13 protein-coding genes are annotated in these 12,196 nt (G+C 35.3%); 5 read left to right on the top strand and 8 right to left on the bottom strand.

What is annotated here, in order from left to right; all coding sequences use genetic code 11:
- Positions 1 to 3 precede the first annotated feature (3 nt).
- On the top strand, positions 4 to 1,464 hold the full coding sequence (locus L1967_RS09480; RefSeq protein ID WP_249601422.1) for an oligosaccharide flippase family protein: 1,461 nt from the start codon (positions 4 to 6) through the stop codon (positions 1,462 to 1,464).
- A gap of 98 nt (positions 1,465 to 1,562) precedes the next feature.
- On the opposite strand, the gene L1967_RS09475 is transcribed toward L1967_RS09480, so the two are convergent.
- Positions 1,563 to 2,786: a hypothetical protein gene (locus L1967_RS09475; protein ID WP_249601421.1), complete on the bottom strand. Its 1,224-nt coding sequence runs from the start codon at positions 2,784 to 2,786 to the stop codon at positions 1,563 to 1,565.
- Between the two features lie 171 nt (positions 2,787 to 2,957).
- Positions 2,958 to 5,747: an excinuclease ABC subunit UvrA gene (gene uvrA, locus L1967_RS09470; RefSeq protein ID WP_249601420.1), complete on the bottom strand. Its 2,790-nt coding sequence runs from the start codon at positions 5,745 to 5,747 to the stop codon at positions 2,958 to 2,960.
- 228 nt (positions 5,748 to 5,975) lie between these two features.
- On the opposite strand from uvrA, the gene L1967_RS09465 reads away from it, so the two are divergent.
- From L1967_RS09465 to wrbA, 3 genes are all read left to right on the top strand, one after another.
- Entirely contained in the window at positions 5,976 to 6,560 is a 585-nt protein-coding gene (locus tag L1967_RS09465; protein ID WP_249601419.1) for an RNA polymerase sigma factor, read from the top strand.
- 61 nt (positions 6,561 to 6,621) lie between these two features.
- Positions 6,622 to 6,774, top strand: a complete 153-nt coding sequence (locus tag L1967_RS09460) for a hypothetical protein (protein WP_249601418.1) — start codon at positions 6,622 to 6,624, stop codon at positions 6,772 to 6,774.
- A 232-nt stretch (positions 6,775 to 7,006) separates the two neighbouring features.
- The gene (gene wrbA / locus L1967_RS09455) at positions 7,007 to 7,606 is read left to right on the top strand and encodes an NAD(P)H:quinone oxidoreductase (RefSeq protein ID WP_249601417.1); all 600 of its coding nucleotides are present in this window, start codon (positions 7,007 to 7,009) and stop codon (positions 7,604 to 7,606) included.
- A 140-nt stretch (positions 7,607 to 7,746) separates the two neighbouring features.
- Here wrbA and L1967_RS09450 read toward each other — a convergent pair whose 3' ends face one another.
- Entirely contained in the window at positions 7,747 to 8,415 is a 669-nt protein-coding gene (locus L1967_RS09450; protein ID WP_249601416.1) for an endonuclease III domain-containing protein, read from the bottom strand.
- Positions 8,416 to 8,446: 31 nt separating this feature from the next.
- Between L1967_RS09450 and bcp the strand changes: the two genes are divergently transcribed.
- Positions 8,447 to 8,896 carry a thioredoxin-dependent thiol peroxidase gene (gene bcp, locus L1967_RS09445; RefSeq protein WP_249601415.1) on the top strand — a complete coding sequence of 150 codons (450 nt, stop codon included), beginning with the start codon at positions 8,447 to 8,449 and terminating at the stop codon, positions 8,894 to 8,896.
- A gap of 194 nt (positions 8,897 to 9,090) precedes the next feature.
- On the opposite strand, the gene L1967_RS09440 is transcribed toward bcp, so the two are convergent.
- From L1967_RS09440 to tsaE, 5 genes are all read right to left on the bottom strand, one after another.
- The gene (locus L1967_RS09440; protein ID WP_249601414.1) at positions 9,091 to 9,471 is read right to left on the bottom strand and encodes a hypothetical protein; all 381 of its coding nucleotides are present in this window, start codon (positions 9,469 to 9,471) and stop codon (positions 9,091 to 9,093) included.
- A gap of 28 nt (positions 9,472 to 9,499) precedes the next feature.
- Positions 9,500 to 10,699: an alanine dehydrogenase gene (locus tag L1967_RS09435; protein ID WP_249601413.1), complete on the bottom strand. Its 1,200-nt coding sequence runs from the start codon at positions 10,697 to 10,699 to the stop codon at positions 9,500 to 9,502.
- 67 nt (positions 10,700 to 10,766) lie between these two features.
- Positions 10,767 to 11,126: a hypothetical protein gene (locus L1967_RS09430; protein WP_249601412.1), complete on the bottom strand. Its 360-nt coding sequence runs from the start codon at positions 11,124 to 11,126 to the stop codon at positions 10,767 to 10,769.
- A 160-nt stretch (positions 11,127 to 11,286) separates the two neighbouring features.
- On the bottom strand, positions 11,287 to 11,433 hold the full coding sequence (locus L1967_RS09425) for a hypothetical protein (RefSeq protein ID WP_013071785.1): 147 nt from the start codon (positions 11,431 to 11,433) through the stop codon (positions 11,287 to 11,289).
- A 297-nt stretch (positions 11,434 to 11,730) separates the two neighbouring features.
- Positions 11,731 to 12,135 carry a tRNA (adenosine(37)-N6)-threonylcarbamoyltransferase complex ATPase subunit type 1 TsaE gene (gene tsaE / locus L1967_RS09420; RefSeq protein WP_249601411.1) on the bottom strand — a complete coding sequence of 135 codons (405 nt, stop codon included), beginning with the start codon at positions 12,133 to 12,135 and terminating at the stop codon, positions 11,731 to 11,733.
- Positions 12,136 to 12,196 lie beyond the last annotated feature (61 nt).

The following is a 12,196-nucleotide window of genomic DNA, read 5'->3' as shown; positions in this document are numbered from 1 at the left end:
AGTATGGGCGTAATTATTAACCAGTCGGTCAAAAACATGATGACGACCTACATAGGTTTTGGACTTGGTGCGTTAAATACGCTTTTTTTGTACACCTATTTTTTAGATCAGCAATATTACGGACTGGTAAGTTTTCTACTTTCAGCAGCGAATTTAATGTGGCCTTTTATGGCTTTTGGGGTGCATAGTACGATTGTAAAATTTTTTACAAGCTATAAAACCAAAGAGGACAAAGATAAATTATTGAATCTGGCCTTGTATCTTCCCTTAGCTATTTCGCTTATTTTAGGCGTTATTGGACATTTTACCTATGAATTTTTACTGGATTATTTTTCTGACGGAAACGAACTGGTAAAACCTTATGTATGGCTTATTTATTTATTAGCCATTGCTACTGCTTATTTCGAGATCTTTTTTGCCTGGGCAAAGATCTATTACAAAAGTGTTTTTGGGAATTTTATGAAAGAAGTGGTGCACCGTTTGGGAACGACTATTCTTTTATTCCTGGTATATTTTGGCCTTTTAGAAGCCGATAATTTTATGTATGGGGTTGGCGTAGTGTTTCTTGTCCGGCTATTGGTGATGGGTGGTTATGCCTTTAAGTTGCATAGGCCTACGTTTAAATTTAGCTTTCCGTCCAATTTAAGTAGGGTGTTAAAATATACGGCTTTAATTCTCATTGCGGCGTCAGTAGCGACGGCTTTGTTGGATTTGGATAAAGTAATGATCGAATCGTATTTGCCTATAGAAAATGTAGCGATATATGGGATTGGCGTTTATATCGCTACCGTAATTTCTGTTCCTCAAAAAGCGATGCATCAAATTACGAATCCTATTACGGCGGAATATCTAAATACACGCAATTTTAAAAAGCTGGAGGAATTGTATAAAAAAAGCTCGATCAATTTATCCATTGTAAGTGCTTTAATTTTTGTGCTGATTATTACCAATGTTCATACGCTCTATGAACTTATTCCTAAAGAATACTCATTAAGCATTTTAATCGTGCTGTTAATTTCGCTGGTAAAGCTTTACGATAATATATTAGCGATCAATAATAGTATTCTTTTTAATTCTGATTATTATCGATTGGTGTTAGCTATAGGCGTGCTTTTAGTGCTATTGGCCTTTTTACTGAATTTATTTTTTATCCCTCGTTTTGGGATCGAAGGGGCAGCGATTGCCACGTTTTTAGCCTTTTTTATTTACAATACAGCCAAAATTATTTTGGTACAGCAAAAATTTAAAATGCACCCGTTTACCCGGCAAAGTGTTCTTTTATTCGGGTTAAGCCTCATTTTTACATTGGTTTTTTACTTTTGGGAATTTCCTTTTCATCCGGTAATAAGTATTGCGTTAAAGGGCGGGATTACATCGATCTTATATATTTTAGCCGTTTATTTTTTTAATTTTTCTGAAGAAATAAATACAATGCTTAAGGCGATTTTAGTCAAATTGAAGTAATATTTTTTCAAATAAGTATCGTATATAAAGGGAAAACCCCCGGGCTTTTGCCACTGGGGGTTTTCCAACTAACCAACCAAAAAATTAAATTATGAACTCTAATCTCTACTTCTCACATTTCGTGCCGAACTTTGTGAACGAGTAGAATTTTTAGTGTTACTGTTTGATCTAGAGCTTCTTGCTGAAGTATTTTGACTTCTGCTTGGTGCAGCTCTTTTTACCTGATTGCTTTGTTTAGGGCGCTGGGTATTTACTGTTCTTTGCGCTCTAGAAGATCGTTCTCTTTTTACTTCTGCTGTGTTTCTTTGATTCACCGCAGGGGTGTTTCTAGTGCTGGATGATACTCTATTTACATTTGTTCTTTGTGTCCTGTTTTTACCATTAGCAGCATCACTTTTTCGTTCTACTGCTTGTCTATTAGAAATTACATTGTTGTTAGAAGAACGGCTATTTCTTTTATTGATAACGCGACCACTAGGTTGAGAACCTCTTTCGTTTCTTGCACCAATCACAACACGATCTCTTTGTCGGGCAGTGGATCTATTCACATCTCTTCGGCTATTATGATTATTCGCACTTCTTGTTCTAGAGGATACGTTGCTTCTTCCGTAACTGCTATTAGAGCGCAAATTTCGTTTTTGAGTAACTCGTTGACCACGATTATAGCTCCTTACTTTTTGACCAGGACGATAAAAGTCTCTGTAGGATTTATGATGATGGTGCGTATTATAATAATTAACGTGTTTTATATAGGTAATTCGCGTTGGTTGATAATACGCTCTATAAGGTCTGTTAAAAACAATGCTGAAATTGGCTCTTGGTCGTCTGTAATATCTATGCCAGGGACGATACACATACCTACGGTTATAAGCGTTTATATAGCCCCTATAGCCGGCAATTCTATGGTATGGATCGTATTGAACAAAAAGGTTTCCTACACTTAAAACATATCCATAATTGTCGTAATTAATTACAATATTACCAGCCTGGATAATCCTACCATAATAATCGTAATAAATAGGAACATCTTCAATCTGGATAACGGCACCATAATCGTCATATTGAATATATGGATCATAATCATAACCAGAATTAAAACTAATGTTTACATGTGGTACAGATATATTTACAACATTAGCTCTTCTAAATGCGGGGTTATAATAAAAATCAAACTCTCCATTTGGATAAACTGAAAATTCAACGCCTCCTTCAACAAAAATGAAGGAATCATTATAGCCATATCTGCTACCTGCTTCATTGGCCTTGGCAATGCTTACCAGACCTAGAAACAATATTGAAAATAGTAAGGAAAATTTTTTCATGGCTTTATTTTTTAATTAATACTGAAGTAGTAGTTATCTACGCCTTAATAGAAACAAAGCGCATGCCAAAAACAAAAAAGGAGCCATTTACAGGCTCCTGAAGAGGTTATTTTTAATCTTGCTAAAACGAGTTAATATTTTGAAATTAAGCGTTTTAAAAATTGATTAATTTTATTCTAATTTTGGTGCTAAATATTTAGCGGTGTACGAATCTTTGCTCTTTATTATTTGTTCTGGTGTTCCCTGAGCAACCAGATAACCACCATTTTCACCACCTTCAGCTCCCAGATCGATAACGTAATCGGCACATTTCACTAAATCCATATTATGTTCGATAACAATTACCGTATGGCCTTTGTCGATTAGGGCATTAAACGATTTTAATAATTTCTGAATATCATGAAAATGAAGCCCTGTGGTAGGTTCATCAAAAATAAATAACGCTTTATCTCTGGTATTTCCTTTCACTAAGAAAGAAGCCAGTTTAATACGCTGTGCTTCTCCTCCAGAAAGTGTGGAAGAGCTTTGCCCTAGCTTTACATACCCCAGACCAACATCCTGAAGCGGTTGAAGTTTATTTGCGATTTTATCCTCGTTATGCTTGTCAAAAAATTTGATAGCATCATCGATGGTCATATTAAGGATATCATCAATATTTTTGTCTTTAAAGTTTACTTCAAGAATTTCTTTCTTAAATCGTTTACCATCACATGCTTCACATTGTAAATAAACATCAGCCATAAACTGCATTTCTATGGTCACTTCGCCTTCCCCTTTACAAACCTCGCAACGGCCGCCATCAACGTTAAAAGAAAAGTGTTTAGGTTTATAACCTCTTATTTTAGATAATTTCTGCGAAGAAAATAAATTTCTTATATCATCGTACGCCTTGATATAGGTAACAGGATTAGATCGTGAAGATCGACCAATTGGATTTTGATCAATAAATTCAACCGAACCTAAGTTTTTAAAATCTCCTTTAATATCACTAAACTGGCCCACTTTTTCTCCGTATCCACCTAATTGTTTTTGCACGGCCGGATACAGCAGTTTTTTAACCAGCGTACTTTTACCACTACCTGAAACGCCGGTGATCGCAGTAAATATTCCAAGGGGGAACATTACATCTATATTTTTAAGATTATTTTCCCTGGCCCCAAGAAGATTGATTTCCCGTGTCCATTTTCTTCGTTTTTTAGGAACTTCTATACGCTTTCTATCATTTAAATATTGCGAAGTGAGCGAATCAGATTTTAGGATTTCCTTTAAAGTTCCTGTAGCAACGACATGGCCGCCATTAGTTCCGGCTTCAGGGCCAATATCAATAATCTCATCGGCTTCTTTCATAATTTCCTCGTCGTGCTCTACCACAATTACGGTATTGCCCAAATCACGAAGGTTTTTAAGTACCCCAATTAAGCGTTCCCCATCTCTTGGATGTAATCCTATAGAAGGTTCGTCCAGAATATACATCGATCCTACCAGACTACTTCCTAAAGACGTGGCCAGATTGATACGTTGCGATTCCCCACCAGAAAGGGTATTGGATTTTCTATTTAGGGTAAGGTAATCCAGGCCAACTTCAGATAAAAACTGTAATCGGTTATTAATTTCAGTAAGTAAACGTTTTGCGATTTTAGCTTCGTATTCGTCTAATTTTAATTCAGCAAAAAAAGCGCTTACTTTATCTAAAGGCTTAACTACAAGTTCGGTAATACTTGATCCATTAATTTTTACATATTCTGTTTCTTTACGAAGTCTTTTTCCCTGGCATGCCGAGCATTTTGTCTTACCGCGATAGCGAGAAAGCATTACCCGATTCTGAATTTTATAGGCTTTGCTTTCTAAAAATTCAAAAAACTGATATAATCCTTCAAAATATTCATTCCCATTCCAAACCAGGTCCTTTTGTTCCTGAGTCAATTCAAAATATGGTTTATGTATCGGGAAATCGAATTTGTGTGAATTGTTTACCAGCTGATCCCGATACCAGCTCATGCTTTCCCCACGCCAGGGGTAAATAGCATTGTCGTAGATAGAAAGGCCGGTGTTGGGGATTACCAGATCTTCATCGATACCAATCACATCACCATATCCCTCACATTTAGGGCAGGCACCATACGGATTATTGAAACTGAATAGATGAACGTTGGGTTCCAGGAAATTCATCCCGTCCAATTCAAATTTATTACTGAAGTGGTGCAGCTTATTATCAGCAAGTGTTTCGATATAAAGTTCTCCTTTTCCTTCAAAGAAAGCAGCTTCAATAGCATCGGCTAGACGATTAAAGAAATCTTCATCATCTTTTTTAATCACACGATCTACTACCAAAGAGGTATTTTCAGGCTTCGCTTTACTTAAATCGGCTTCATCGATACGTAAAACTTCATCCTCAACTTTTATTCGGCTATATCCCTGTTGTGCAAGAATCTTAATTTTTTCATCTAAATCCCTTCCTTCTTCTACATAAATAGGGGCGAGGAGTAGAAGTTTGGTGCGATCTGGAAATTCTTTTACGAAATTTACGACATCGGTCACCGAATCTTTTTTTACTTCTCTGCCTGAAATTGGAGAAAAAGTCCTACCAATTCTGGCATATAGTAATTTTAGATAATCATAAATCTCGGTAGACGTGCCTACGGTAGATCTTGGATTGGTTGAATTTACCTTTTGTTCTATTGCAATTGCCGGGGCAATACCTTTAATATAATCTACTTTAGGTTTGTTAAGTCTACCTAAGAATTGACGAGCGTAAGAGGATAAGCTTTCTACATATCTTCGCTGCCCTTCGGCGTAAAGCGTATCAAAAGCTAAACTAGATTTACCCGAGCCGGATAGGCCTGTAATGACCACCAGTTTATTACGTGGAATAACAACATTTATATCTTTAAGATTGTGCAATTTTGCACCTTTAATGATAATATTTTCTTTGGGGTTTATCTTTTCTAAATCAATATTCATGTTCAATTTCTAGCAATAAGTATGCAAAGGTACTCAATCTAAACCAGTGCAAAAAGCCATTAAAATCCTATAGTATTGTTAAAATTTTAAGCTTTTATTTGTATTTCTCAAATTTAGTTTACTATATTTGGAACCGAACTCAAAAATAAATTTGCCTATAGTACACAGTTACTTTTATATCTAAATAACCTAATCTAAGACAGGGCCTTGCCCTTTAAAAGTAACTGTATGGAAAAAACTAAGGTAACAGATGCCGTTTTGGTTAAAGAGTACATTAACGGAAACGAGCTTGCTCTCTCAGAACTTATTCGTCGTCATCAACACAGAATTTACAGTTTCATTTATTCCAAGGTATTTGACAAAGATATTGCTGAAGACATCTTTCAGGACACATTCATCAAAGTCATCAATACATTAAAACGAGGAAAGTACAACGAAGAAGGGAAATTTTTACCCTGGGTCATGCGAATCGCGCATAACCTTGTTATCGATCATTTTAGAAGGAATAAAAGAATGCCCAAATTTGATAATAGTGGCGATTTTAATATTTTTTCGGTATTAAGCGATTCGGGATTGAATGTTGAAAAACAAATTATTAAAGATCAGATTGAGAGTGATTTACGAGAAGTGATAAGAGAACTTCCAGAGGATCAATTAGAGGTCTTAACGATGCGTATCTATAAAGAAATGAGTTTTAAGGAAATTTCTGAAAGAACGGGAGTGAGTATAAATACCGCTTTGGGCCGTATGAGATATGCACTTATAAATCTTCGGAAAATAATAGAGAAACATAATTTAGTTTTAACAAATTAGGTTTACAATATTCTAAATTAAGCTGCGTTATTTAATCATAACCATCAAAATAGCGTATTTAATGAGGAATATTTACTTTGAAAAAACTTCGAAAGAAGAAAAATTACAAGATTTGAAACCTAAAGAAGAAACCATAACGTTTCTATTAAATTATTCGAAAGCATTAAAAATATTACCTGGTGAAAAGGATGATTTTGAGATGCTATTAAACTAAAATTAAGCCTGCTAAAAAGCAGGCTTTTTTATTCTAGGAGGGTAAATACCCCGAGACTTGTCTCGCTAGTAAATTTTGATAGTTTGAAAACGTGTTCTGCTAAAATGCTCCGTGGGCTTGCCCCGGAGAAATTTACGCTGTTTAAATTAATTTAGATAGAATTATAAAAATTTTAAAATTTGTTTTTCCAAAGGTCTCTCTTATAAACCGTAAATTGGTTTAAAAATAAATTATGAAAGACGTAAAACTTGCTATTATTTATTATAGCTCAACCGGTACCAATTATAAACTATCTAAAGCCGCAGAAGAAGCTGCTAAAGAATTAGATGTAAAAGAGGTTAAACTTTTAAGGATAGCAGAAACAGTTCCTGAAGAAATAATGGAAAGGAATGAAGACTGGATAAAGAACTTTAAGGCAACAAAAGATATTCCCGTTGCTTCGGCAGACGATTTGGAATGGGCTGATGCTGTAATCTTTTCAGCGCCTACAAGATTTGGAAATTTGCCGTCTCAATTTAGTAGTTTTATCGATACTACCGGCCCGTTATGGCAAAAAGGAAAATTGGTAAATAAGGTTATAAGTGCGATGACCAGTGCAGGAAATCCTCACGGTGGGCAGGAGGCGACCTTACTTTCTTTATACAAATCGATGATGCATTGGGGTGCTATAATTGCCAACCCCGGTTACAGCGATCCTGTGATTTTTGAAACAGGAGGGAATCCTTATGGTTTTAGTACAGTAGGAGGAAGTGACTTATCAGAAAAAGATAAAGAAGCTATTAAAGTTCAGGTGAAACGTGCTGTGGACATTGCCGCTAAAATAAAGGCTTAAAAACTGGCAAATAAACTATATAAAAGCTCCGATAATCCGGAGCTTTTATCTTTTTACTCGATATCGAGATTAAACATTTTCATTTCAATAGTGGATGTATAGAAATAATAAATGAATCCATGGGCTTGCCCTAAGATCGTTTACTTCTTCTTTTTAGCCAATTTCGCTTCATATTCTTTAATGACTGATTTTCGGCCAATAGTTTTAGTGATGATATCTTTTTCAAGATCCCAGCCTCTGGCTGGCGAGTACTGGCGGCCGTACCAGATAATTTGTAAATGAAGATCATTCCATAAATCTTTAGGGAAAATTCGCTTGGCGTCTTTTTCAGTTTGCGCTACGCTTTTTCCATTAGAAAGGTTCCAGCGGTACATTAATCTATGAATATGGGTATCTACCGGGAATGCCGGTACATTAAATGCCTGAGCCATCACCACACTCGCCGTTTTATGGCCAACAGCGGGTAAACTTTCTAAAGCTTCAAAATCTGCAGGCACCTGTCCGTTATATTTTTCTAAAAGAATTTCAGAAAGTCCGTGAATCCCTTTCGATTTCATGGGTGATAAGCCACAGGGTTTTATAATTTCCCTGATTTCTTCGACACTTAATTTTACCATTTTTTGGGGCGTATCGGCCACTTCGAATAAAAGAGGTGTTATTTGATTCACCTTAACATCTGTACTTTGGGCAGAAAGTAACACAGCAATTAAGAGGGTGTAAGGATCTTTATGATCTAACGGAATAGGAATTTCAGGATAAATATGTTGTAAAGTGTCAATTACAAATTGCACTTTTTGTTGTTTGTCCATAAAGCTTTAATTTTAAACAAAAATAAGAATTATGACAACATTAAAAGCAGGAGATAAAGCCCCAGATTTTGCAGTAGAAGATCAGGATGGAAATCTGGTAAAACTTTCAGATTTTAAAGGAAAGAAACTGGTCTTATTTTTCTATCCAAAAGCCAGCACGCCGGGTTGTACGGCAGAAGCCTGTAATCTTCGTGATAACTGGGAAGTTTTTAAAGAAAAAGGCTATGCTATTTTAGGGGTAAGTGCAGATTCTAAACGTAGGCAAACTAATTTTAAGACTAAAAATGAACTTCCGTTTCCTCTGTTAGCAGATGAAGAAAAAGAAGTGATTAACGCTTATGGGGTTTGGGGACCTAAAAAGTTTATGGGAAAAGAATATGATGGCATTCACCGCACAACTTTTGTGATCGACGAAGAAGGAAAAATAGAAGAGGTCATAGGAAAGGTAAAAACCAAAGACCACGCTGCCCAGATTTTATAAATTTGGAATACAGTTTTTGATTTCTTCGGAATTAATTCTGTAGGACTTATACATAATGCCTGTCGAAATTGTATGATTTGGGCAGGCTTTTTTATTGGCACCGCAAAAGGGTTTAATACCGGAGCGCTATCGGTATGTCTCGGAATCGAAATTTTGTTTCTATTGAATTCCTCGTGGGGTTGCTCCGAGGTAGTTTATTTTTCAGAATAAAAGTCCGCTTCCTGGATGGTAGCGATACTATCACAATTTTCGACTTTAAACTGGATTGGTTTTTTAGGGGTTTCTCCTGAAATTAGATAAACGTTGCAGGAATCTCTATCGGTAATACTTTCACTAAAGTGAACTTCGCCATTTTCTAAAATAGAAGAAACAGTACTGGTATCAATATTATTTTCAGCAAAAAATTTCATCGCATTTTTATCAAAATGCCGCTCTTTAGTACGAATACTTTTTAAGGTACGGGCATTTGGAAAATAGGAACAACTGGTTTTTTTTCCGCTTAAAAAGAAAATGAGAATAATGATTCCCATAAAAAGTCCTACTGAAAAATATCCAAGACGCTGAAAAATGTTCATAGAAAATGACTAAAATCGATAGTTATTGTCAGAAAATCAAGAGGTTAATATCTCGATAGGTGAGATCAAACCAGTCTGCAATAGATTTGTTGGTTAAAACTCCGTGGTAAAAATACAAACCATTTCTTAATCCACGGTCAAAACGAAGTGTGTTTTCTAATCCGCCTTCTTCGCCAATATGCAAAAGATAAGGCGTAAAGATATTACTTAATGATAGTGAGCTGGATCTTGCGTAGCGTGATGGGATGTTTGGGACACAGTAATGAATGACATCATGCTTTGTGAAAATTGGTTTTTCATGACTGGTAATTTCGCTGGTTTCAATACATCCGCCAACATCAATGCTTACATCGATGGCTACTGCACCACGTTTCATCGAGGCGACCATTTCTTCGGTCACTAAAACAGGTGAACGATTGTTACCTCTAACCGCTCCAATAAGTACATCGCAACGTTTTAAGGCTTTACTTAAATTTTTTGGCTGAATGGTGCTGGTATAGAACGTTTGACCTAAAGCTGACTGGAGGTTGCGTAATTTGGTAATAGAACTATCAAAAACTTTAATATTAGCCCCAAGACCAATAGCCGATCTTGCCGCAAAATGGCCTACCGTACCGGCTCCCAGAATAACAACTTCTACAGGAGGCACACCACTAATATTCCCAAATAGCAGTCCATTACCATCGCCATTATTACTCATAATCTCTGAAGCGATAAGTACAGAAGCCGTTCCGGTGATTTCACTTAACGCCCGCACAATGGGATAACTGCCGTCGTCATCTTTAATAAACTCAAATCCCAAAGCAGTAATTCTTTTAGAAGCCAGTTTTTGAAAATAAGCTTTGCTTTGCGTTTTTATCTGAAGGGCAGAAATCAAAATGGTCTGGGGGTTCATCATCTCTAATTCTGAGATTGATGGCGGTTCTACCTTTAAAATCGTAGGACAGGAAAATACTTTTTGGGTGTCTTTAGTAACTTCAGCACCGGCATCAGAATAATCTTTATCGCTAAAATTAGCGTAGTTCCCGGCACCCGACTCGATCATTACTCGGTGACCATGTGCAGTAATGGCTCCTACAGCATCTGGACTTAAACAAATTCTTTTTTCCTGATACGAGGTTTCTTTAGGAATACCTATAAAAAGTTCTCCTTTATTTTTATAAATTTCAAGTTTTTCTTCCTGAGGAATAAGCTCTTCTTTGGTAAAAGGAGAAACCTGTTTGGCCATAGTGATCTTTTCAGCTGATTAGAAAAGTTAAATTACAATTATTTTTGAAAAGGAGTAGAGAGATTTTCTAAAGTTTCGCGTAATAATCTTCTTCGGTCGTTTCAGATTCTTTAAGATCCTCCATTTCTTCTAGTTCTTTATCAGAAACAGGTGAAAAAACAGAGATATGGGTCTCTTCAATTTCACTTAAGTCAATACCGTATATCTTATCGAAAATTTTAATTCGAACCAGATAAACTATGGAAATAATGATGATAAAAAAAGGCGCCAAATATATAAGTTGATTAGTGTCCATCGGATTGATATTAAGGTACATGTCCTGATAGATTGCAGTAACTAATTGATAGGCGTACATAATGGTAGGAACTAATATGACATGGTACCACCAATGTTTACAGGTAAAGAACCAAATCAGTAGTAGGATCAATGGTGTGATTTTACCAAAGTAAGTCCACATGGCAGTCATAACATTTTCATAATAGTTACTTCTGTACGTAAAAAACGAATTTTCCCAGACGGGCCCGTCTGGGAAAATTTCATATAAGTAAAATAAATATGGTGAAAATGCTATTATAATAGCTATGATACTACCCGTTAACAGGAATTTTGATCGTTGATCTGTCAACCGCTTGTTTTTTGATTGGGTCTTTTGCATGATCGTTATCTGTTGTTGAAGTTACAAAAAAAGATGCTCCAAAAATTGCTGCTCCGAATAATAATGCTTTTAATTTCATAATAGTAGGTTTTTTTGATCTTATTATTTTTTAAATCGTATTTCGTTTTGTTTTCTGATACAAACCTACTACGAGATCACCTACTATTGGTAAATACATTAATTGTACTTTTGCGCCTTCTTAGAATATCTTCTTAATTTTTGTAAATTTTTTACTTCTGTCTATTGTTTTAACTATTATACTTAAAAAATATAATTTTTAAATCTATTAATTGATTATATTATTAGCAAATTTACAAAAAAATAGACTCCATTATGTTATTTTTTAGATCCTTAACTAACGAGTATTCACATTTCTTTAACTTAACTTTAACATTCTTGTTTCTGGATCTTTTTTTATCAGCTCTAATTTTTGATGATCTTCCGGAATTAAATTTTTAATTTTCTGTGGCCATTCTATAAATTTCCATCCAGATTGTTCTAGATAGTCTTCAAATCCTATATCGTAAGCTTCGTTTTCGTCTTCAATCCTGTAAAAATCAAAATGAAAAATTTTTTCTTTTTCAGTTTCATATTCATTGACTAAAGAAAATGTGGGACTCGCTACCTGATCTTCGCTGTTTAATGTTTTAACAAGTTTTTTTATAAGGGTGGTTTTTCCAGCGCCCATTTCTCCGTAGAAAAGAATTGTTTTACTTCGGGCATTTTTTAAAATGAATGCAATAGCATCATCGATATTCGATAAATGGTACTCAAACTCCATGATTAGCAAAAAGAAATATTAAGCAAATGTAATAAAAAAACCTAATACGAATATTAGGTTC

The sequence above is a fragment of the Zunongwangia pacifica genome, assembly GCF_023499215.1.
GTDB lineage: Bacteria > Bacteroidota > Bacteroidia > Flavobacteriales > Flavobacteriaceae > Zunongwangia > Zunongwangia pacifica.
Note: the sequence above shows the minus strand (reverse complement) of the source record. Positions and strands in the feature narration are given on the sequence as shown.

Bases quoted from the DNA above. Each gene is read 5' to 3' on its own strand.
- L1967_RS09480 (WP_249601422.1), top strand. From the start codon at position 4: ATGGGCGTAATTATTAACCAGTCGGTCAAAAACATGATGACGACCTAC.
- L1967_RS09475 (WP_249601421.1), bottom strand. From the start codon at position 2,786: ATGAAAAAATTTTCCTTACTATTTTCAATATTGTTTCTAGGTCTGGTA.
- uvrA (WP_249601420.1), bottom strand. From the start codon at position 5,747: ATGAATATTGATTTAGAAAAGATAAACCCCAAAGAAAATATTATCATT.
- L1967_RS09465 (WP_249601419.1), top strand. From the start codon at position 5,976: ATGGAAAAAACTAAGGTAACAGATGCCGTTTTGGTTAAAGAGTACATT.
- L1967_RS09460 (WP_249601418.1), top strand. From the start codon at position 6,622: ATGAGGAATATTTACTTTGAAAAAACTTCGAAAGAAGAAAAATTACAA.
- wrbA (WP_249601417.1), top strand. From the start codon at position 7,007: ATGAAAGACGTAAAACTTGCTATTATTTATTATAGCTCAACCGGTACC.
- L1967_RS09450 (WP_249601416.1), bottom strand. From the start codon at position 8,415: ATGGACAAACAACAAAAAGTGCAATTTGTAATTGACACTTTACAACAT.
- bcp (WP_249601415.1), top strand. From the start codon at position 8,447: ATGACAACATTAAAAGCAGGAGATAAAGCCCCAGATTTTGCAGTAGAA.
- L1967_RS09440 (WP_249601414.1), bottom strand. From the start codon at position 9,471: ATGAACATTTTTCAGCGTCTTGGATATTTTTCAGTAGGACTTTTTATG.
- L1967_RS09435 (WP_249601413.1), bottom strand. From the start codon at position 10,699: ATGGCCAAACAGGTTTCTCCTTTTACCAAAGAAGAGCTTATTCCTCAG.
- L1967_RS09425 (WP_013071785.1), bottom strand. From the start codon at position 11,433: ATGAAATTAAAAGCATTATTATTCGGAGCAGCAATTTTTGGAGCATCT.
- tsaE (WP_249601411.1), bottom strand. From the start codon at position 12,135: ATGGAGTTTGAGTACCATTTATCGAATATCGATGATGCTATTGCATTC.